The sequence below is a fragment of the Streptomyces sp. NPDC006372 genome (assembly GCF_040612515.1).
Classification (GTDB): Bacteria; Actinomycetota; Actinomycetes; order Streptomycetales; family Streptomycetaceae; genus Streptomyces.
In genome coordinates this window covers 322,931-342,748 of record NZ_JBEXQJ010000004.1, presented here as the reverse complement: position 1 = coordinate 342,748, position 19,818 = coordinate 322,931, and the positions used below count along the sequence as shown (strand labels likewise).

The following is a 19,818-nucleotide window of genomic DNA, read 5'->3' as shown; positions in this document are numbered from 1 at the left end:
AGTTCTCGTACCGCCGCATTTATGTGGCCCCATGGCCCGATAACGTCACGCCGCTCCGCGCTGCAGCGCCTCGCACACGGCTGTCGACTCACGCGCCCCCAGTTCGACCGCCCTGCCGCAGTGGGCGATCCAGGCGGCCATGCCCTCCGGCGTACCCGAGACGTACCCGTCCAGGGCCTCCAGGTAGGCGTCGCGGCCCAGCTCGGCGTGGCCGACCTCGGCCGGGCAGACCGACTTCGGGTCCAGACCGCTGCCGACCAGGACGATACGTCCGGCCGTGCGCGCCACCAGGCCGTTGTGGGACGTGAAAGGACGCAGCGCGAGCAGTTCGCCGTGCACCACGGCAGCCGTCACCAGGGCCGGCGCGGAGCTACCGGCGACGACCAGCCCGCCCAGCCCCTCCAGCCGGCCGTGCGCCTCGGCCGCACCCGGCAACGGCAGCCCGACGAGCGGCTCGTCGACCGGCTCGCCCTCCTGCCGGGGCCGCCCCACCTGGTCCGCCTTGTCGGCCGCCGCGACCAGGTGCAGCCGGGCCAGCACCCTCAGGGGCGACTGCCGCCAGATCGACAGCAGCTGGCCCGCCTCCGCGGTGAGACGCAGGGCGGCCCCCACGACGCGTGCCTCGTCGTCCCCGCTGAAGTCCGTACGCCGGCGCACCTCCTCCAGGGCCCAGTCCGCACCGGACAGCGCCGCCGAGCCGCGGGCGCCGCGCAGGGCCGCCTCCGAGGTGATCTCGTTGCTGCGCCGCCGCATGATGCGGTGCCCGTAGACCCGGTCCACGGCCTTGCGTACGGACTCCACGGACTCGGCCACACCGGGCAGCGCCCCCAGGGCCGCGAGAGGATCGGCGGTCGCGCCTGCTGTACTCATGAGTACGACCCTACGCAGCCCGAGGCCCCGCCCCACGCCGGAGTGGCCTTCCTCACTCGGGCCGCCGGGGAGACGGCCCGTCCGGACTACCCCTTCGCCGCCGGAGCCCCCGGCGCGCCCTTCGGAGCCGGAGTGGGCCGGCCCGCGAGGAAGGACGCCCACCCCTGCTTCGGCGCCTCGCCGACCTTCAGCGTGCGCAGCCTCGCCACCGTCCGGGGGTCCTGGGCGTCCAGCCAGTCCGCCAGCCGGCGGAACGACACACAGCGCACCTCCTCCTTGGTGCACACCGTCTCGATGACCTCCTCGACGGCCCGCATGTAGACGCCGCCGTTCCAGGACTCGAAGTGGTTGCCGATGATCAGGGGCGCGCGGTTGCCGTTGTAGGCCCGGTGGAAGCCCCGCAGCAGGCCCTCGCGCATCTGGTCACCCCAGAAGTCGCGCTTGGCGGGGTTGCCCTGGGTGTCGGTGCCCGACTGGTTGACCATGAAGTTGTAGTCCATGCTCAGCTGCTCGTAGGAGTGGCCGGGGAACGGCACGAGCTGCATCGACAGGTCCCACAGGCCGCGCTTCCTGCCGGGCCAGACCTGGTCGTTGACGCCGCTGGTGTCGTAGCGGAAGCCCAGGTCGCCGGCCGCCCTGATGAAGTTCCGCCGGCCCTCCAGGCAGGGGGTTCGGGCGCCGATGAGTTCCTTGTCGTAGTCGAAGGGCAGCGGTGACGCATTCTTCATGCCGGTGTTGGTCTTCCAGGTCTTCACGAACTGCTTGGCCTGGTTGATCTCGTCCTTCCACTCCTTCACAGACCACTCGCCGACCCCGCCGCCGCTGCCGCAGAAGTGGCCGTTGAAGTGGGTGCCGATCTCGTTTCCCTCCAGCCAGGCCAGGCGCAACTGCTTCACGGTGGCCGCGATGCCGCGGCGGTCGTTGAAGCCGATGTCGGAGCGGCCCGGCGAGTGCTGTGGCGGCCGGTACAGGTCGCGCTTCTCCTCAGGCAGCATGTACACACCGCTCAGGAAGTACGTCATGGTCGCGCGGTTCTCCTTGGCGACCTTGCGGAAGTGCGAGAACAGCTTCTGGCTGTCCTCTCCGGCGCCGTCCCAGGAGAAGACGACGAACTGGGGCGGCTTCTGGCCGGGCCGCAGCCGCTCGGGTCTGGGCAGGTGGGGCTGGGCGCCGGTGTAGGCGGTGGAGCCGTCTCCGATCAGCCGGACCACGCTCTTCGGGGCCTGGGCCGGCTTCGGCTTCCGCGGGGCGGGGGCCTCCTGCCGGGGCGTGCCGGTCGCGCAACCGGCGAGCGATGCGGCGCAGACCGCGGCGATCACCGAGCCCGCGGCGATCCTGTGGGTGGCCATGTGTCGCCCACCTTCTTCCTTCTCTCGGGTGCGACAACGCCGCCAAATTCGCACGAGACGAAGAAGGAATTAGTACGACAAGCCGATGAAATAGCCACTTCACTCTTGGGGGTGATTTATTCACCCATTTGCCCGTAAAGTCTATGCTTGGCCTTTACTCTGCATTACGATCCGTTTACTGAACGTTGATTCATCCCGCCGATGTACGCCGTGACCCACGGCCGCGACCGAACCCCCGCCCCGAGCGGGACCCCCAGTCACGCGACCGCGCAGCCCCGGAGGAGACGGGAAACCATGTCAGCCTGCGTCCCCACACGCGCCGCCGATCCGAACCGGACCGAGCGCACCCATCCACCCCACAGCCCGCCGCCGAGCGGCCCCCGCCGATTCCGGATCGCGGGTGCCGACGTGTCGGCCTCGATCGCGGTCTTCCTGATCGCTCTGCCCCTGTCCCTGGGCATCGCCCTCGCCACCGGCGCGCCCCTCCAGGCCGGCCTCGTCGCCGCCGCGGTGGGCGGGCTCGTGGCCGGACGGATCGGCGGCTCCGCGCTCCAGGTGAGCGGGCCGGCCGCCGGACTCACCGTCGTCACCGCCGACCTCATCCAGCGCTACGGCTGGCGGACGACCTGCGCCATCACCGTCCTCGCCGGCCTCGCCCAACTCGGCCTGGGCTGCCTGCGCGTGGCGCGTGGCGCCCTCGCCGTCAGCCCCGCCATCGTGCACGGCATGCTCGCCGGGATCGGCGTCACCATCGCCGTCGCCCAGCTGCACATCGTGCTCGGCGGCACACCCCAGAGCTCCGTGCCCGACAACCTGCGGGCCCTGCCCGCCCAGTTGGCCCACATGCGCCCGGCATCCGTGTCGGTGAGCCTGCTGACGATGGCGCTGCTGCTGCTCTGGCCGAGACTGCCCGGCGCCGCCGGGCGACTGCTCCGCAAGGTTCCGGCGGCCCTCGTGGCCGTCGCCGGAGCCACCGCGGCCGCCTCCCTCGCCGGCCTCCGCCTGCCCAAGGTAGACCTGCCGTCCTGGAGCAACCACGCCCTGGCCGGGCTGCCCGAGGGCCCAGGGCTCGGCCTCGTCGCCGCGGTGCTGACCATCACGCTGGTGTGCAGTGTGCAGTCGCTGCTCGGCGCGGTCGCCGTGGACAAACTGGTGGCCGGCCGACCGGGCCTGTCCGCCCGCGTCGGACGCTCCGACCTCGACCGCGAACTGCTGGGCCAGGGCGCCGCCAACATCGTCTCCGGCTCGCTCGGCGGACTGCCCATCGCCGGTGTCGCCGTGCGCAGTTCGGCGAATGTGAACGCGGGTGCGGTCAGCCGGAACTCCACGATGCTGCACGGCGTTCTCGTAGTGATCGCCGCGCTGCTGATGGTCCCGATCCTGGAGCTCATCCCGCTCGCCTCGCTCGCCGCCCTGGTGATGGCCGTCGGCATCCAGATGGTGTCCCTGCACCACATCCGCACGGTGACGCGCCACCGCGAAGTGTGGGTCTACGCCGTCACGACCCTCGGAGTCGTCTTCCTCGGCGTCCTCCAGGGCGTGGCGCTCGGCATCGCCATGGCGGTCGGTGTCGCCCTGCACCGCCTCACCCGCACCCGCATCACGCACGAGGAGAGGGAAGGAGTCCACCACGTACACGCCAGAGGACAGTTGACGTTCCTCGCGGTGCCACGGCTGAGCCGGGCCCTGCATCTCGTGCCCCACGGCGCCGACACGGTCGTCGAGCTGGACGGCTCGTTCATGGACCACGCGGCGTACGAGACCTTGCAGGACTGGCAGAAGACGCACACCGCACAGGGAGGCACGGTCGAGATCACCGGCCGGCACCCCGGCACGCGCATCTCCGAGCCCCAGGCCTCCACCGGCTGCCGTTGCCGGCCCTGGACGCCCTGGCGCAACCACCAGTGCGAACGCCCCCGGTCCACTCCCGCGTCCGGGACCGCCCCGGGCAGGACGGACCGCTCCGAGCCGGACCCGACGGGCACCGGCGGAACCAACGGAACCAGCGGGCGTGAACTGGCGCGTGGCATCAGCGCGTTCCAGCGCAACACCGCGCCCCTGGTGCGCAGCGAGCTGGCCCGGCTGGCTCGCGAGGGGCAGCAGCCTTCGCAGCTCTTCCTGACCTGCGCCGACTCCCGACTGGTCACGTCGATGATCACCTCCAGTGGTCCGGGTGACCTGTTCGTGGTGCGCAACGTGGGCAACCTCGTCCCGCTGCCGGGCGAGGAGAGCGGCGACGACTCGGTGGCGGCCGCGATCGAGTACGCCGTGGACGTGCTCCGGGTGCGGTCCATCACGGTGTGCGGGCACTCGGGGTGCGGGGCCATGCAGGCGCTGCTCAGCTCCGATCCCGGCGGTGCGCGGACGCCGCTCAGGCGGTGGCTGCGGCACGGGCTGCCCAGCCTGGAGCACATGGGCGACGGCAACCGGCCGCCGGCCCGGCTGGGCGGACGCCCGCCCGCCGACTCGGTCGAGCAGCTCTGCCTGACCAACGTGGTCCAGCAGTTGGAGCACCTGCGCGCCCACGACTCGGTCGCCCGCGCCCTGCGGGAGGGCGAGCTGGAGCTGCACGGCATGTACTTCCACGTGGGCGAGGCCCAGGCCTATCTGCTCACCGAAGTGGACGGGGACCTGGTGTTCGACCACGTACGGGAGGCCGAACAGCCGGTGTGAGCAAGGAGCCCCGCTCACGGCAGCGGCCGGGCGGGGCCCCTGCCCAACGGCCCCTGACAGGCCAGGTCGGGCGAAGGCGAGCGGCGACCCCCGTACGTCGCCCGCCGGCCGCCTCAGACGTGGGACTCCGGCACGCAGGGCTTGATCTTGCCCTTCACCGCGTAGAACGACTCGGAGCTGAGCCCGGGTTTGCCGTCCTTGCGGCCGGCGTTCTCCATGCCCAGGGAGTCGCCGGGGCGCAGGGTGACCTGCCAGTTGCGGTGGAAGTCCGGGTCGGTGGGCCCGCCGACGGGGACGGAGCCTTCCTTCGGCGGCTTGCCGATGTACCCCCGTGTCACGCTGCCCGCCGGCATCGTGCCGCGTGGCTGCGCGCATACGTGACCGAAGGGGAGCTTGTCGATGGTCACGTGAATGCCCTCGGCGCGCAGGCGTTCGGCCAGTCGGCGCTGGGATTTCTCACCTATCGCGATCTTCGTGAGGGTGAGCGTGACGCTGCCGTCGCCGTGCCGCTCCACCGCGTACGCCGGGGATTCGGCCGGTGACCCCGGCACGAGCGCCAGCACCAGCCCGGTCACGGCACAGGCACCCGCGGCCAGGGCGAGCCTCCGCCCCGTGAGCACCCCCGCGAGCATGGAGCGTCGCTGAGGGACCGCCGGGGCGGGAGCGGCGGACTCGCGCATCTCGATCTCGTGCCGCAGCTCGGCCAGCAGCCGGTCCTCGAACGTGGTCTTCGTGGTCATGCCTCTCCTCCGGTTCCTCCGGCTCCGCCGGTGACGTACGACAGGGACGGGCGGGGCGGGGTCTCCGTGGCCGGGTCCGCCTCCGCCCGCAGGGCCTTGCGGGCCCGGTGCAGCCGCACCCGGGCCGTGACCTGGCGGATGCCGAGTGCCGCGGCGGCCTCGGTGACCGTGAGCTGGTCCACGGCCACGAGTTCGACGACGGCCCGTTCGCCGTCCGGCAGCCGCTCCAGCGCGGCCAGCGCCCGGCGTCCCGGGCTCTCGGCGTCGAGCTTGTCCTCGAGCCGCGCGATGTCGTCGGGCTCCAGCAGCCGCCGCCCCGAGATACGGAGGTTCCGCGCCGTCTCACGGGCGACCCGGCGGCGCTCGGAGGAGACGATGTTGCGCGCGATGCCGTAGAGCCAGGCCCGTTCGTCGCCCCGGCCCGGGCGGTAGGTGTGGGCGGAGTCGAGGGCCGCGAGGAAGACCTCGGCGGTCAGGTCCGCCACCGTGTGGACGTCGGCGACACGCCGGGCCACGAAAGACATCACGGCGTCCACGTGGCGCCGGTAGAACTCTTCGAAGAGCTGGGGGTCGTGGGCCGCCGCTGCGGGCCCGCCCCGTATGCCGTCCACTCGCCTGTCCTTTCTCGCGGGTGCGCTTCACCTGTACTTGGGCCGGACTGTGAGAGGCGTTACAGAGGCTGAACTCTGCCCGGTCGGCGTCCGTGGGTACGGATGACCGGGCCGCCGCGAGCCACGGGCGGCAGGCCTGCGTAAACACCCCGCAAAGAGGTCTAAACCAATATGTCGTCGGCCCTTGCTATCGGGCCGCCGGTTCTGATGAGCTGTGGCCTGGGACACAGCGGACAACCCTGAGAACGGGAGACGTCGTGAGCAACGAAAGCCTGGCCAACCTCTTGAAGGAAGAGCGCAGGTTCGAACCCCCCGCCGACCTGGCCGCGAGCGCCAACGTCACGGCGGAGGCGTATGAACAGGCCAAGGCTGACAGGCTCGGCTTCTGGGCCGAGCAGGCCCGTCGGCTGACCTGGGCCAAGGAGCCCACCGAGACCCTCGACTGGTCGAACCCGCCGTTCGCCAAGTGGTTCAAGGACGGCGAACTCAACGTCGCCTACAACTGCGTCGACCGGCATGTGGAGGCCGGGCACGGCGATCGCGTCGCCATCCACTTCGAGGGCGAGCCCGGCGACAGCCGCGCGATCACCTACGCCGAGCTCAAGGACGAGGTCTCCAGGGCGGCCAACGCGCTGCTGGAGCTGGGAGTTCAGGCCGGTGACCGGGTCGCCGTCTACATGCCGATGATCCCCGAGACGGCGATCGCGATGCTGGCCTGCGCCCGCATCGGCGCCGCGCACTCGGTCGTCTTCGGCGGCTTCTCCTCCGACGCGCTCGCCACCCGCATCAAGGACGCCGACGCGCGCGTGGTCATCACCTCCGACGGCGGCTACCGGCGCGGCAAGCCGTCCGCGCTGAAGCCGGCCGTGGACGAGGCCGTGGAGAAGGCGGGCATCGTCGAGCACGTCCTGGTCGTGCGCCGCACGGGCCAGGAGGTCGCCTTCGCCGAGGGCCGCGACGTGTGGTGGCACGAGATCACCGACCGCCAGTCCGTGGAGCACACCCCGCAGGCGTTCAACGCCGAGCACCCGCTGTTCATCCTGTACACCTCGGGCACCACGGGTAAGCCCAAGGGCATCCTGCACACCTCCGGCGGCTACCTCACCCAGACCGCCTACACCCACCACGCCGTCTTCGACCTCAAGCCGGAGACCGACGTCTACTGGTGCACCGCCGACGTCGGCTGGGTCACCGGCCACTCGTACATCGTCTACGGCCCGCTGGCCAACGGCGCGACGCAGGTCATGTACGAGGGCACGCCCGACACCCCGCACCAGGGCCGCTTCTGGGAGATCGTGCAGAAGTACGGCGTGACGATCCTCTACACCGCGCCGACCGCGATCCGCACGTTCATGAAGTGGGGCGACGACATCCCCGCCAAGTTCGACCTGTCGAGCCTGCGGGTGCTGGGCTCGGTGGGCGAGCCGATCAACCCCGAGGCGTGGATCTGGTACCGCAAGAACATCGGCGGCGACCGCACCCCGGTCGTCGACACCTGGTGGCAGACCGAGACCGGCTCGATGATGATCACCCCGCTGCCGGGCGTGACCGCGACGAAGCCCGGCTCCGCGCAGACGCCGTTGCCCGGCATCTCCGCGACGGTCGTCGACGACGAGGCCAACGAGGTGCCGAACGGCGGGGGCGGCTACCTGGTGCTGACCGAGCCGTGGCCGTCGATGCTGCGCACCATCTGGGGCGACGACCAGCGGTTCATCGACACCTACTGGTCGCGGTTCGAGGGCAAGTACTTCGCGGGTGACGGCGCCAAGAAGGACGACGACGGCGACATCTGGCTGCTGGGCCGCGTCGACGACGTCATGCTCGTCTCCGGGCACAACATCTCCACCACGGAGGTCGAGTCCGCGCTGGTGTCCCACCCCTCGGTCGCCGAGGCGGCCGTGGTCGGCGCGGCGGACGAGACGACGGGGCAGGCGATCGTCGCGTTCGTGATCCTGCGCGGTACGGCCGCCGAGACCGAGGACCTGGTCTCCGAGCTGCGCACGCACGTCGGCAACACCCTCGGCCCGATCGCCAAGCCCAAGCGGATCCTGCCGGTGGCCGAGCTGCCCAAGACCCGCTCCGGCAAGATCATGCGCCGACTGCTGCGGGACGTCGCCGAGAACCGCCAGCTCGGTGACGTCACCACGCTGACGGACTCCACCGTCATGGACCTCATCCAGAGCAAGCTGCCCGCCGCGCCCAGCGAGGACTGATCAGGCATAGCGCACCAGGCCAAGGGCACCCGGCGGACAGCACGCCGGGTGCCCTTGTGGCGTCCGTGGTGATGACCGCGCGCGTGATCGTCACGTGCGCTCAGCCCTGTCTTTACCTAAACTAAGCAAAACAACTGCTCCATGGTGCGCCGGGAAGTCTGGTCGGCATGCGCTCAGCCCTGCCCACCGACCGGAGGTCCTCCCCGTGACAGCGCCCCGCCCCAGCACCCCCCGCAAGATCCTCGCCCGGCTGTCACTGCCGGAGCGGACCTATGTGGCGGACGCGCTGCGCACCGAGACCGTCGGCGGAGTACTGCTGCTCGCCGCGGCGGTCACCGCACTGCTCTGGGCGAACATCCCGGCGCTCCAGGACAGCTACGAGAGCGTCTCTCACTTCCACCTGGGGCCCGCCGCCCTGGGCCTGGATCTGTCGGTGGCGCACTGGGCAGCCGACGGGCTGCTGGCGCTCTTCTTCTTCGTCGCCGGGATCGAGCTCAAGCGTGAGCTCGTCGCGGGCGACCTGCGTGATCCCAAGGCCGCCGCGCTCCCGGTCGTCGCCGCCCTCTGCGGCATGGCCGTACCGGCGCTCGTCTACACCGTCACCGGCCTCACCGGCGGCGGCTCCCTGGCCGGCTGGGCCGTGCCGACCGCCACCGACATCGCCTTCGCCCTCGCCGTGCTCGCGGTCATCGGCACCTCCCTGCCGAGCGCGCTGCGGGCCTTCCTGCTCACCCTCGCCGTCGTCGACGACCTCTTCGCGATCCTGATCATCGCGGTGTTCTTCACCGCCGACCTGAACTTCGCCGCGCTCGGCGGCGCCGTGGCGGGCCTGGTCGTCTTCTGGCTGCTGCTGCGCAAGGGCGTACGCGGCTGGTACGTGTACGTGCCGCTCGCCCTGGTCGTCTGGGCGCTGATGTACAACAGCGGCGTCCACGCCACCATCGCGGGCGTCGCCATGGGCCTGATGCTGCGCTGCCACCGCCGCGAGGGCGAGGACCGCTCGCCCGGCGAGTACATCGAGCACCTCGTACGGCCCCTGTCGGCAGGTCTGGCCGTACCGCTGTTCGCGCTGTTCAGCGCGGGCGTCACCGTCTCCGGCGGCGCGCTCACCGACGTGTTCACCCAGCCCGAGACCCTCGGCGTCGTGCTCGGGCTCGTCGTCGGCAAGGCCGTCGGCATCTTCGGCGGGACCTGGCTGACGGCCCGCTTCACCCGGGCCTCGCTCAGCGACGACCTCGCCTGGGCGGACGTCTTCGCGGTGGCGAGCCTCGCCGGAATCGGCTTCACCGTCTCGCTGCTCATCGGCGAACTCGCCTTCGAGGGTGACCAGACCATGACGGACGAGGTCAAGGCCGCCGTCCTGCTGGGCTCGATCATCGCTGCGACACTCGCGACCGTGCTGCTGAAGATACGGAACGCCAAGTACCGCCGGCTGTGGGAGGCCGAGGAGCGCGACGAGGACCTCGACGGCATCCCGGACGTCTACGAGGAGGACGACCCGGCGTACCACCTGCGCCTGGCCGCCCTCTACGACCGCAAGGCCGCCGAACACCGCCGGATCGCCCAGGAGAAGGCAGCGACGCGGCACGGGCTTGCCGAAGTACCGGGCGGGGCAGGCGAGGACCACCACCGTCCGGCATGATCTGACGAGACGGTACAAAAGACGGGACCGTACGCAGTCAGGCCGTACGCAGTCGGACGACTGCGGCCGGCCGGACACAGAACGCGAAAAATCGGACCGTACGCAGAGCAGAAGAGCAGAAGAGGGAGACCGCGATGAGCGCACCCGACGGCAGCCCGGTCGGCGCCGAACGCACCATCGGCCAGCTGTTCGCCTCGGCGACGGCGGAAATGTCGGCGCTGGTGCACGACGAGATCGCGCTGGCCAAGGCGCAGCTCAAGCAGGACGTCAAACGCGGCGCGACCAGCGGCGGCGCCTTCTCGATGGCCGGCGCGGTACTGATCTTCTCCCTGCCGATGCTGAACTTCGCGCTGGCGTACGGCATCCGGACCTGGAGCGACTGGAACCTCGCGATCTGCTTCCTGCTGTCCTTCGCGGCGAACGTGCTGGTCGCCGTCGTGCTCGCGCTGATCGGCGTGGTCTTCGCGAAGAAGGCCAAGAAGAGCAAGGGCCCGCAGAAGGTCGCCGCCTCGATGAAGGAGACCGCGGGCGTCCTGCAGAAGGCCAAGCCGCACCCGCGTCCGGAGCTCGCCGAGGACCGCGTCCCCGAGGCCATCGAGGCTGTGGCACGCTCGTCGTCATGACGGACCCCGCCACTCCCCCGGCACAACCAGCCCCGGCCGTACTCCTGGACGGACCCTGGAGCCACCGCGACGTCGCCGCCAACGGCGCGCGTTTCCACATCGCCGAGCTGGGCGACGGGCCGCTGGTCCTGCTGCTGCACGGCTTCCCGCAGTTCTGGTGGACCTGGCGGCACCAGCTGGTGGCCCTCGCCGAGGCCGGCTTCCGGGCCGTCGCCATGGACCTGCGGGGCGTCGGGGGCAGCGACCGCACGCCGCGCGGCTACGACCCCGCCAACCTCGCGCTCGACGTCACCGGCGTCATCCGCTCGCTCGGCGAGCCGGACGCCGCGCTGGTCGGCCACGACCTGGGCGGCTACCTCGCGTGGACGGCGGCGGCGATGCGCCCCAAGCTGGTGCGGCGGCTGGCGGTCGCGTCCATGCCGCACCCGCGGCGCTGGCGCTCGGCCATGCTGCGGGACGTCAAGCAGACCCGCGCCGGCTCACACATCTGGGGGTTCCAGCGGCCCTGGATCCCGGAGCGGCAGCTCACCGCCGACGACGGGGCGCTCGTGGCCGAGCTGATCCATGACTGGTCGGGGCCGCGCCCGCCGGAGGACGAGGCCCTGGACACCTACCGCCGTGCCATGTGCATCCCCTCCGCGGCGCACTGCGCGGTCGAGCCGTACCGCTGGATGGTGCGTTCGCTGGCCCGCCCGGACGGCATCCAGTTCAACCGCCGGATGAAGCGGCCCGTGCGCGTGCCGACGCTCCATCTGCACGGCTCGCTCGACCCCGTGATGCGCACCCGCAGCGCGGCGGGCTCCGGCGAGTACGTCGAAGCCCCTTACCGCTGGCGCCTGTTCGACGGTCTCGGTCACTACCCGCACGAGGAGGACCCGGTCGCGTTCTCCTCGGAGCTCATCAACTGGCTGAAAGACCCCGAACCGGATCGCTGACCGGATGATCGGTAAGCGGTGATTCAGTGATCGGTTACCGAGTGGTCGGTGACCGAGTGAGCGCCTTCGGTGTCCGCCAGTGAACGCTTGTCCGACGCATGGCCAATTGCCTGGCGCATAGGCCAATTGGCCGCGCCGCGAGCGGTTATCGACCATGGGGCGGGGGCACACGTCGGGGTATGGGCTGGACGCACGACTACAGTGACGCAAGCCGCAATCGCCGCTCGGCGGGCGGTGCGAACCCCCACCAGCGAAGCGGCGCACCGCAGATGGTGACCGCGGATCCCAGGGTGGGGATTCCGCGTATCCTCCGCCGCCGGGCCCGCTGGGTCTCCGTACGTCTGCGCCACACACGCGACTGAGGCGCCACTCGTGTGAGTGACGCCCCTGCCCTCCTTCTCCAGGACCTCTCCTAGAGGGCGCAGCTGTCGCTGTCCACCTGCTGGTTGGCGGTGCGCCCCTTGGTGATGTCGTTCTGGATCTCGTCCGCGGTGAGCGCGTAGCCCGTCTGGGCGTCGTCGAGGGACTTGGCGAACACCACGCCGTAGACCTTGCCGTCGGGCGTGAGCAGCGGGCCGCCGGAGTTGCCCTGGCGGACGTTGGCGAAGAGGGAGTAGACGTCGCGGCGGACCGTGCCGCGGTGGTAGATGTCCGGGCCGTTGGCCGCGATGCGGCCACGCACGCGTGCGGCGCGCACGTCGTACGCCCCGTTCTCCGGGAAGCCCGCGACGATCGCGTCGTCCCCGCTGCTCGCGTCCTCCTTGGTGAACCGCAGCACGGGCGCCTTGATGTCCGGCACGTCGAGTACGGCGATGTCGCGCCGCCAGTCGTAGAGCACGACCTTGGCGTCGTACTTCCTGCCCTCGCCGCCTATCTGCACGGTCGGTTCGTCGACACCGCCCACCACGTGCGCGTTGGTCATCACCCGGCGGTCGGAGAAGACGAAGCCGGTGCCCTCCAGGACCTTGCCGCAGCTCGGGGCCGTGCCCATGACCTTGACGATGGAGCGCTGGGCACGGTCCGCCACCGGGCTGTTCGCCAGGGCCGGGTCCGGGGGCTGGACGTCGGTGATCGGCTCGTTCGAGAACGGGCTGAAGACCTGCGGGAAGCCGTTCTGCGCGAGGACGGAGGAGAAGTCCGCGAACCAGGTGGCGGCTTGGTCGGGCAGCGCCTGGGAGACGCCGAGCAGCACCTTGGAGTTGCGGACCTCCTTGCCGAGCGTCGGCAGGGTGGTGCCCGCGAGGGCGGAGCCGATCAGCCAGGCGACCAGGAGCATCGCCACGACGTTGACCAGGGCGCCGCCCGTGGCGTCGAGGGCCCGGGCCGGGGACCAAGTGATGTACCGGCGGAGCTTGTTGCCGAGGTGGGTGGTGAGGGCCTGGCCGACGGAGGCGCAGACGATGACGACGACCACCGCGACGACGGCCGCTGTCGTGTTCACCTCCGCGTTGTCCGTGAGCGCGTCCCAGATGACGGGCAGCACGTAGACCGCGACGAGGCCACCGCCGAGGAAGCCGATCACCGACAGGATGCCGACGACGAAGCCCTGGCGGTACCCGACGACCGCGAACCACACGGCGGCGACCAGCAACAAGATGTCCAGCACGTTCACGGAGGCCACCCTGTCATGCGCGCCAGTCGAGCGGGACCTGCTTCTCGCGGTCCCAGGGCCGCTCCCAGCCCGCGTAATGCAGCAGCCGGTCGATGATTCCGGCCGTGAAACCCCAGACAAGGGCTGATTCGACCAGAAATGCCGGACCTCGGTGGCCGCTGGGGTGGACGGTGGTGGCGCGGTTCGCGGGATCAGTGAGATCCACCACGGGGACGGTGAAGACCCGCGCGGTCTCGTTGGGATCGACGACCCCGACGGGGGTGGGCTCCCGCCACCAGCCGAGGACCGGGGTGACGACGAAGCCGCTGACCGGGATGTACAGCCTGGGCAGCACGCCGAAGAGCTGGACACCGGAGGGGTCGAGCCCGGTCTCCTCCTCGGCCTCGCGCAGGGCGGCGCGCAGCGGGCCGTCGCCCCGCGGGTCGCCGTCCTCCGGGTCGAGGGCGCCGCCGGGGAACGAGGGCTGGCCGGCGTGGGACCGCAGCGAGCTCGCGCGCTCCATGAGCAGCAGCTCCGGCCCGCGCTCGCCCTCCCCGAACAGGATCAGCACGGCGGACTGGCGCCCCGCGCCGTCCTTGGGCGGCAGGAAGCGGCTCAACTGCGTCGGCCGCACCGTCTCGACCGCGTGCACGACCGGGTCCAGCCAGGCGGGCAGCCCCTCCTTGGTGACCGTCACCGGGCCGCCCCGTGTGTTGCTCGCACGCGTCATCGCCACCCCCGTCGTCCTGCCGCGTCCAACGTCCCGCGCGCCCGGGATCGTTCCGCGGACCCCTGAAACCCACCGTTCGGGCGGACCGTCCCGCCGTGCGGATGGCTCACGAGGCCCGGCCGCCTGCGCGGGCGCCCCGTCCCGGTGCCCGGCCCCGTCATCCGGCCCCCAGCGGCGGCGCCGGCCTGCCGCCCGCGTCCAGGTACGCCTGCGGGGGGTTCAGGCGCTGGCCGGGGAAGCCGCCCTTCTCGTACTTGAGCAGCTTCTTCGCCTTCTCCGGGTCGGTCTCGCCCTCGCCGTACGCCGGGCAGAGGGGCGCGACGGGGCAGGCGCCGCAGGCGGGCTTGCGGGCGTGGCAGATACGGCGGCCGTGCCAGATCACGTGGTGCGAGAGGTCCGTCCAGTCGCTCTTCGGGAAGAGCGCGCCGATGGCGGCCTCGATCTTGTCGGGGTCCGTCTCACCGGTCCACTGCCAGCGGCGCACCAGGCGCTGGAAGTGCGTGTCCACGGTGATGCCGGGGCGGCCGAAGGCGTTGCCGAGCACGACGAAGGCGGTCTTGCGGCCGACGCCGGGCAGCTTGACCAGGTCCTCCAGCCGGCCGGGCACCTCGCCGCCGAAGTCCTCCACCAGGGCCTTGGACAGCCCTATGACCGATTTCGTCTTGGCCCGGAAGAAGCCGCACGGGCGGAGGATCTCCTCCACCTCCTCCGGGTTGGCCGCGGCCAGGTCCTCCGGGGTCGGGTAGGTGGCGAAGAGGGCGGGTGTCGTCTGGTTGACGCGCAGGTCGGTGGTCTGGGCGGACAGCACGGTGGCGACCACCAGCTGGAAGGGGTTGGTGAAGTCCAGCTCGGGGTGGGCGTACGGGTAGACCTCGGCGAGCTCGCGGTTGATGCGGCGGGCACGGCGGACCAGGGCGGTGCGCGACTCGTCGCCCGGCGGGTGGACGACGGTCTTGGCGGGCCCGGTGGCCTTGACCCGGGCCGTGGCCTTCTTGGTCGCGACGGTGACCTTCTTCGCGGCGGGGGCCTTCCTCACGGGCGCCGACGCCTCCTGGGCAGCGGACGCCACCCGCTTCGAGGACGCCGCCTTCTTGGCAGCGGCCCCCGCCCGTTTGGAAGCCGCCGCCTTCTTGGCGGGCGCCTTCTTCGCGGGCGCCTTCTTCGCAGCGGACGCGGCCTTCTTCCCCGAACCCGTAGGCGCCGCCTCCTCTGTCGCTTTCGCCGTTTTCCTACCGCCATCGGGGCTCTGTTCGCCCACAGCGGAATCGCGACGTACAACCACCCGCGCAGCCCCCTCGGCCTGTGCTCTCACCGGCGATTTGGACACCCGGCCAGCCTAAGCCCCGGCACCGGCATCCGGCCCGGCCCCCGAAGATCGGCGCCCAATTGGACCCCTGCCGCGTACCCCGGGACATGTGTGCGGCATCCTTGTGACAGATCACACTGTTTGGACCGTCCGGAAAAATGGGCACCTCGGTGCCTTGGTACGCGGGGGATCAAGCTCCCCTGAGCAGGTCGACAAGGAGAGAACTCGTGGACGACGTTCTGCGGCGCAATCCGCTCTTCGCGGCGCTCGACGACGAGCAGGCCGCGGAGCTCCGCGCCTCCATGAGTGAGGTGACCCTCGCGCGAGGTGACGCCCTGTTCCATGAGGGCGACCCCGGCGACCGCCTGTACGTGGTCACCGAGGGCAAGGTCAAGCTCCACCGCACGTCCCCCGACGGCCGCGAGAACATGCTGGCCGTGGTGGGCCCCGGCGAGCTCATCGGCGAGCTGTCGCTGTTCGACCCGGGCCCGCGCACCGCGACGGCCACCGCACTGACCGAGGTCAAGCTGCTGGGCCTCGGCCACGGCGACCTCCAGCCCTGGCTGAACGTACGCCCCGAGGTGGCCACGGCGCTGCTGCGTGCCGTCGCCCGCCGGCTGCGCAAGACCAACGACGCGATGTCGGACCTCGTCTTCTCGGACGTCCCGGGCCGGGTCGCCCGCGCCCTGCTGGACCTGTCCCGCCGGTTCGGCGTGCAGTCCGAGGAGGGCATCCACGTCGTTCACGACCTCACGCAGGAGGAGCTGGCCCAGCTGGTCGGCGCGTCCCGCGAGACGGTCAACAAGGCCCTGGCGGACTTCGCCCAGCGCGGCTGGCTGCGCCTGGAGGCCCGCGCGGTGATCCTCCTGGACGTCGAACGCCTCGCCAAGCGCTCGCGCTGACGCGCACGCCCCCGGCCGTACGTCATCGGGCCCCGTCCCCACCTGGGACGGGGCCCGACGTCGTACCCGGCACGGTCAGATGAGGCCGTGCTCCTCCAAGTAGTCCAGCTGCGCCCGGACCGAGAGCTCCGCCGCCGGCCACAAGGAGCGGTCCACGTCGGCGTAGACGTGGGAGACGACGTCGGCGGGGGTGCGGTAGCCGTCCTCGACGGCCGTTTCCACCTGGGCGAGGCGGTTGGCGCGGTGGGCGAGGTAGTACTCGACGGCGCCCTGGGCGTCCTCCAGGACCGGACCGTGGCCCGGGAGCACCGTGTGGACGCCGTCGTCGACCGTGAGGGAGCGCAGGCGCCGCAGGGTGTCCAGGTAGTCGCCGAGACGGCCGTCGGGGTGGGCCACGACCGTCGTGCCGCGGCCGAGGATCGTGTCGCCGGTCAGCACCGCCCGGTCCGCCGGGAGGTGGAAGGAGAGCGAGTCCGCGGTGTGGCCGGGGGTCGGGACGACCCTCAGTTCGAGGCCACCGGTGGTGATGACGTCCCCCGCGGCCAGGCCCTCGTCGCCCAGCCGCAGCGCCGGATCGAGGGCACGCACGCGCGTGCCGGTCAGTTCGGCGAAGCGGGCGGCGCCCTCCGCGTGGTCCGGGTGGCCATGGGTCAGCAGGGTCAGGGCGACCCGCTTGCCGGCCTGCTCGGCCGTGGCGACGACATGGCGCAGGTGACCGTCGTCCAGCGGTCCCGGGTCGACCACCACCGCCAGGTCCGAGTCCGGCTCGGACAGGAGCCAGGTGTTGGTGCCGTCCAGGGTCATCGCGGACGGGTTGGGAGCGAGGACGTTGACGGCCCGTGCGGTGGCAGGGCCCGAGAGGACCCCGCCGCGAGGCTGTCCGGGAAGGGCTGCTGCGTCCGTCATGCGGTGGCTCCACCGGTCGGGAGGGTCGGGACGTGCTTGGTGAACTCGTCGTGCCCCGGCCAGGACAGCACGATCTCGCCGTCCACCAGGCGGGCGGTGGCCAGCACAGGCGTGAGGTCACGCCCCGGGGCGGCCGCGAGCACCCGGGCGGCGCTGTCGTACGCCGTCAGCTGGCGCAGGGTCGCGATCGTCGGCGGCATCATCAGCAGCTCGCCCTTGTCGTAGCCGGACGCCGCCTCGCCCGGGGCGATCCACACCGTGCGGTCGGCCTCCGTGGAGGCGTTGCGGGTGCGCTGCCCGTCCGGCAGGGCGGCGACGAAGAACCAGGTGTCGTAGCGGCGGGACTCGAACTCCGGAGTGATCCAGCGGGTCCAGGCGCCGAGCAGGTCGGAGCGCAGGACCAGGCCGCGGCGGTCCAGGAACTCCGCGAAGGACAGGTCCCTGGCGACCAGGGCGGCACGGTCGGCCTCCCAGCCGTCGCCGGTGGTGTCGCCGACGACCGAGTCGGGCGTGGGACCGGCGAGCAGCACGCCCGCCTCCTCGTACGTCTCCCGGACGGCCGCGCAGACGATCGCCTGGGCCTGCGTCTCGTCGACGCCGAGCCGCTCGGCCCACCACGCGCGCGTGGGACCCGCCCAGCGGACCTGGTGGTCGTCGTCCCGGGGGTCGACGCCGCCGCCCGGATACGCGTACGCGCCTCCGGCGAAGGCCATGGAGGCGCGTCTGCGCAGCATGTGGACGGCGGGGCCCGCGCCGGTGTCCTTCAGGAGCATGACGGTGGCCGCGCGTTTCGGGGTGACCGGGGTGAGGGTGCCGGCCGCGAGTGCGCGGATGCGGTCCGGCCACTCCGCGGGGTACCACTGACCGTTCGCCATGGGCGCGAGGCTATCTGGTGACGGGCGGATGTTCGAGTGGCCCCCGGGAAAGGATTCCGCAGCTAGAGCCCGCCAGAGCCCTCGAAAAGGGGGCCTACGCGAGCTCCACCTGGATCTCGACCTCCACCGGCGCGTCCAGCGGCAGCACCGCCACACCCACCGCGCTGCGCGCGTGCACGCCCTTGTCGCCGAGGACCTCGCCGAGCAGTTCGCTCGCGCCGTTCAGCACCGCGGGCTGGCCCGTGAAGTCCGAGGCCGAGGCCACGAAACCCACGACCTTCACCACGCGCGCGACGCGGTCCAGGTCACCGGCGACGGACTTGACGGCGGCCAGGGCGTTCAGCGCGCAGGTACGCGCCAGCTCCTTGGCCTCCTCCGGGGTGACCTCCGCGCCGACCTTGCCGGTGAGCGGAAGCTTGCCCTCCACCATCGGGAGCTGCCCGGCGGTGTAGACGTACGGTCCGGACTGCACGGCCGGCTGGTACGCCGCGAGCGGCGGCACCACGTCGGGCAGGGTCAGGCCCAGCTCGGCCAGCTTCGCCTCGACGGCACCCATCACTGCTTCTCCCGCTTCAGGTAGGCGACGAGCTGCTCCGGGTTGTTCGGGCCGGGCACGACCTGGACGAGCTCCCAGCCGTCCTCGCCCCAGGTGTCCAGAATCTGCTTCGTGGCGTGGACGAGCAGCGGCACGGTTGCGTATTCCCACTTGGTCATGCGGCCGACTTTAGCCCCTGCCCGGGGAGGGTCACGCAGCCGACCGTGACCCGGTTGTCCACAGCCTCCCGCGTAGCCCGGGCGCGGACTGGTTAGGCTCGAATACGTGAGCAGGCTCCAGGTCGTCAGCGGCAAGGGCGGTACCGGCAAAACCACGGTGGCCGCTGCCCTAGCGCTGGCCCTGGCCACGGAGGGGAAGCGGACGCTTCTCGTCGAGGTCGAGGGTCGCCAGGGCATCGCGCAGCTCTTCGAGACAGAGGCGCTGCCTTATGAGGAGCGGAAGATCGCCGTCGCTCCCGGGGGCGGGGAGGTGTACGCCCTCGCCATCGATCCCGAACTGGCCCTTCTGGACTACCTCCAGATGTTCTACAAACTGGGGAGTGCCGGACGGGCCCTGAAGAAGCTCGGCGCGATCGACTTCGCCACCACCATCGCGCCCGGCCTGAGGGACGTACTCCTCACCGGCAAGGCGTGCGAGGCGGTGCGCCGCAAGGATCGCAGCGGGCGGTTCGCGTACGACTACGTCGTCATGGACGCCCCGCCCACCGGGCGCATCACGCGGTTCCTCAACGTCAACGACGAGGTCGCCGGCCTCGCCAAGATCGGCCCGATACACAATCAGGCGCAGGCCGTGATGCGGGTGCTGAAGTCGCCGGAGACGGCCGTGCACCTGGTGACGCTGCTGGAGGAGATGCCCGTCCAGGAGACCGTGGACGGCATCGCCGAGCTGCGTTCGGCCCGGCTGCCGGTGGGCCGGATCATCGTGAACATGACCCGGCCGGAGGTGTTGGACGCGACCGACCTGGAACTCCTGCGGTCGGCCCCGCGTTCCACTGTCGCGCGGTCCCTGTCGTCCGCCGGCCTCGGCGGGGCGCGGCGCGGCGGGCACGCCGAGCGGCTGGTGGACCCGCTGCTCACCCAGGCCGAGGAGTACGCCGAGCGGTACACGCTGGAGCACGACCAGCGTGCGGTCCTCGCCGAGCTGGGGCTGCCGCTGCACGAACTGCCGCTGTTCGCCGAAGGCATGGATCTGGCGGGGCTGTACGCACTGGCCCGCGAACTGCGCGAGCAGGGCGTGTCGTGAGCCGGGCGTGCCTCGGACCCCGGCGGAGCACACAGGCAAGGCCCGTCATGAGTC

The 19,818-nt window shown here is 71.5% G+C and carries 19 protein-coding genes; 8 read left to right on the top strand and 11 right to left on the bottom strand.

Annotated features, from left to right (window positions below):
- Window positions 1-45: 45 nt before the first annotated feature.
- Complete coding sequence (locus ABZ016_RS11105) at window positions 46-870, bottom strand: oxidoreductase (RefSeq protein ID WP_356916265.1); 825 nt, start codon at window positions 868-870, stop codon at window positions 46-48.
- An 86-nt stretch (window positions 871-956) separates the two neighbouring features.
- Window positions 957-2,219, bottom strand: a complete 1,263-nt coding sequence (locus ABZ016_RS11100) for a hypothetical protein (RefSeq protein ID WP_356916264.1) — start codon at window positions 2,217-2,219, stop codon at window positions 957-959.
- A gap of 294 nt (window positions 2,220-2,513) precedes the next feature.
- Between ABZ016_RS11100 and ABZ016_RS11095 the strand changes: the two genes are divergently transcribed.
- Complete coding sequence (locus tag ABZ016_RS11095) at window positions 2,514-4,892, top strand: SulP family inorganic anion transporter (RefSeq protein ID WP_356916263.1); 2,379 nt, start codon at window positions 2,514-2,516, stop codon at window positions 4,890-4,892.
- Window positions 4,893-5,005: 113 nt separating this feature from the next.
- Here ABZ016_RS11095 and ABZ016_RS11090 read toward each other — a convergent pair whose 3' ends face one another.
- Together ABZ016_RS11090 and ABZ016_RS11085 are read right to left on the bottom strand one after the other, a co-directional pair.
- Complete coding sequence (locus ABZ016_RS11090; protein ID WP_356916262.1) at window positions 5,006-5,632, bottom strand: hypothetical protein; 627 nt, start codon at window positions 5,630-5,632, stop codon at window positions 5,006-5,008.
- Entirely contained in the window at window positions 5,629-6,243 is a 615-nt protein-coding gene (locus ABZ016_RS11085) for an RNA polymerase sigma factor (protein WP_356916261.1), read from the bottom strand. Before ABZ016_RS11085 ends, ABZ016_RS11090 begins: the two co-directional genes overlap by 4 nt.
- A gap of 257 nt (window positions 6,244-6,500) precedes the next feature.
- Between ABZ016_RS11085 and acs the strand changes: the two genes are divergently transcribed.
- From acs to ABZ016_RS11060, 5 genes are all read left to right on the top strand, one after another.
- Window positions 6,501-8,456 (top strand): acetate--CoA ligase, encoded by a 1,956-nt coding sequence (gene acs / locus ABZ016_RS11080; RefSeq protein ID WP_356916260.1) that lies wholly within the window; start codon window positions 6,501-6,503, stop codon window positions 8,454-8,456.
- A 205-nt stretch (window positions 8,457-8,661) separates the two neighbouring features.
- Entirely contained in the window at window positions 8,662-10,098 is a 1,437-nt protein-coding gene (gene nhaA, locus ABZ016_RS11075; protein WP_356916259.1) for a Na+/H+ antiporter NhaA, read from the top strand.
- A gap of 134 nt (window positions 10,099-10,232) precedes the next feature.
- On the top strand, window positions 10,233-10,721 hold the full coding sequence (locus ABZ016_RS11070; RefSeq protein ID WP_356916258.1) for a phage holin family protein: 489 nt from the start codon (window positions 10,233-10,235) through the stop codon (window positions 10,719-10,721).
- On the top strand, window positions 10,718-11,656 hold the full coding sequence (locus tag ABZ016_RS11065; RefSeq protein ID WP_356916257.1) for an alpha/beta hydrolase: 939 nt from the start codon (window positions 10,718-10,720) through the stop codon (window positions 11,654-11,656). Before ABZ016_RS11070 ends, ABZ016_RS11065 begins: the two co-directional genes overlap by 4 nt.
- A 179-nt stretch (window positions 11,657-11,835) precedes the next feature.
- Window positions 11,836-12,018, top strand: coding sequence for a hypothetical protein (locus ABZ016_RS11060; RefSeq protein WP_078506886.1), 183 nt, complete (start codon window positions 11,836-11,838; stop codon window positions 12,016-12,018).
- Between the two features lie 50 nt (window positions 12,019-12,068).
- Here ABZ016_RS11060 and ABZ016_RS11055 read toward each other — a convergent pair whose 3' ends face one another.
- From ABZ016_RS11055 to nth, 3 genes are all read right to left on the bottom strand, one after another.
- Entirely contained in the window at window positions 12,069-13,268 is a 1,200-nt protein-coding gene (locus ABZ016_RS11055) for a MarP family serine protease (protein ID WP_356916256.1), read from the bottom strand.
- A gap of 13 nt (window positions 13,269-13,281) precedes the next feature.
- Complete coding sequence (locus ABZ016_RS11050; protein WP_356916255.1) at window positions 13,282-13,977, bottom strand: CoA pyrophosphatase; 696 nt, start codon at window positions 13,975-13,977, stop codon at window positions 13,282-13,284.
- A 157-nt stretch (window positions 13,978-14,134) separates the two neighbouring features.
- Window positions 14,135-15,235 carry an endonuclease III gene (gene nth, locus ABZ016_RS11045; RefSeq protein WP_356916254.1) on the bottom strand — a complete coding sequence of 367 codons (1,101 nt, stop codon included), beginning with the start codon at window positions 15,233-15,235 and terminating at the stop codon, window positions 14,135-14,137.
- A 275-nt stretch (window positions 15,236-15,510) separates the two neighbouring features.
- Here nth and ABZ016_RS11040 point away from each other — a divergent pair, with 275 nt between their 5' ends.
- Window positions 15,511-16,185 (top strand): Crp/Fnr family transcriptional regulator, encoded by a 675-nt coding sequence (locus tag ABZ016_RS11040; RefSeq protein WP_003991877.1) that lies wholly within the window; start codon window positions 15,511-15,513, stop codon window positions 16,183-16,185.
- A 75-nt stretch (window positions 16,186-16,260) separates the two neighbouring features.
- Here the strand turns inward: ABZ016_RS11040 and ABZ016_RS11035 are convergent, their stop codons facing one another.
- From ABZ016_RS11035 to ABZ016_RS11020, 4 genes are all read right to left on the bottom strand, one after another.
- Window positions 16,261-17,091 carry an MBL fold metallo-hydrolase gene (locus tag ABZ016_RS11035; RefSeq protein WP_356916253.1) on the bottom strand — a complete coding sequence of 277 codons (831 nt, stop codon included), beginning with the start codon at window positions 17,089-17,091 and terminating at the stop codon, window positions 16,261-16,263.
- A complete protein-coding gene (locus ABZ016_RS11030) occupies window positions 17,088-17,966 on the bottom strand; it encodes an NUDIX hydrolase (RefSeq protein ID WP_356916252.1) in 879 nt (292 codons plus the stop codon). Before ABZ016_RS11030 ends, ABZ016_RS11035 begins: the two co-directional genes overlap by 4 nt.
- Window positions 17,967-18,060: 94 nt before the next feature.
- On the bottom strand, window positions 18,061-18,522 hold the full coding sequence (locus tag ABZ016_RS11025; protein ID WP_356916251.1) for a RidA family protein: 462 nt from the start codon (window positions 18,520-18,522) through the stop codon (window positions 18,061-18,063).
- Complete coding sequence (locus ABZ016_RS11020) at window positions 18,522-18,680, bottom strand: DUF4177 domain-containing protein (RefSeq protein ID WP_003991873.1); 159 nt, start codon at window positions 18,678-18,680, stop codon at window positions 18,522-18,524. Before ABZ016_RS11020 ends, ABZ016_RS11025 begins: the two co-directional genes overlap by 1 nt.
- 106 nt (window positions 18,681-18,786) lie before the next feature.
- On the opposite strand from ABZ016_RS11020, the gene ABZ016_RS11015 reads away from it, so the two are divergent.
- On the top strand, window positions 18,787-19,764 hold the full coding sequence (locus ABZ016_RS11015; protein ID WP_356916250.1) for an ArsA-related P-loop ATPase: 978 nt from the start codon (window positions 18,787-18,789) through the stop codon (window positions 19,762-19,764).
- Window positions 19,765-19,818 lie beyond the last annotated feature (54 nt).

Excerpts from the sequence above, each read along its gene's own strand:
- ABZ016_RS11030 (WP_356916252.1), bottom strand. The coding sequence starts at position 17,966 with ATGGCGAACGGTCAGTGGTACCCCGCGGAGTGGCCGGACCGCATCCGC.
- ABZ016_RS11025 (WP_356916251.1), bottom strand. The coding sequence starts at position 18,522 with ATGGGTGCCGTCGAGGCGAAGCTGGCCGAGCTGGGCCTGACCCTGCCC.
- ABZ016_RS11065 (WP_356916257.1), top strand. The coding sequence starts at position 10,718 with ATGACGGACCCCGCCACTCCCCCGGCACAACCAGCCCCGGCCGTACTC.
- ABZ016_RS11020 (WP_003991873.1), bottom strand. The coding sequence starts at position 18,680 with ATGACCAAGTGGGAATACGCAACCGTGCCGCTGCTCGTCCACGCCACG.
- ABZ016_RS11105 (WP_356916265.1), bottom strand. The coding sequence starts at position 870 with ATGAGTACAGCAGGCGCGACCGCCGATCCTCTCGCGGCCCTGGGGGCG.
- ABZ016_RS11100 (WP_356916264.1), bottom strand. The coding sequence starts at position 2,219 with ATGGCCACCCACAGGATCGCCGCGGGCTCGGTGATCGCCGCGGTCTGC.
- ABZ016_RS11050 (WP_356916255.1), bottom strand. The coding sequence starts at position 13,977 with ATGACGCGTGCGAGCAACACACGGGGCGGCCCGGTGACGGTCACCAAG.
- ABZ016_RS11060 (WP_078506886.1), top strand. The coding sequence starts at position 11,836 with ATGGGCTGGACGCACGACTACAGTGACGCAAGCCGCAATCGCCGCTCG.
- ABZ016_RS11090 (WP_356916262.1), bottom strand. The coding sequence starts at position 5,632 with ATGACCACGAAGACCACGTTCGAGGACCGGCTGCTGGCCGAGCTGCGG.
- ABZ016_RS11035 (WP_356916253.1), bottom strand. The coding sequence starts at position 17,091 with ATGACGGACGCAGCAGCCCTTCCCGGACAGCCTCGCGGCGGGGTCCTC.
- ABZ016_RS11095 (WP_356916263.1), top strand. The coding sequence starts at position 2,514 with ATGTCAGCCTGCGTCCCCACACGCGCCGCCGATCCGAACCGGACCGAG.
- ABZ016_RS11070 (WP_356916258.1), top strand. The coding sequence starts at position 10,233 with ATGAGCGCACCCGACGGCAGCCCGGTCGGCGCCGAACGCACCATCGGC.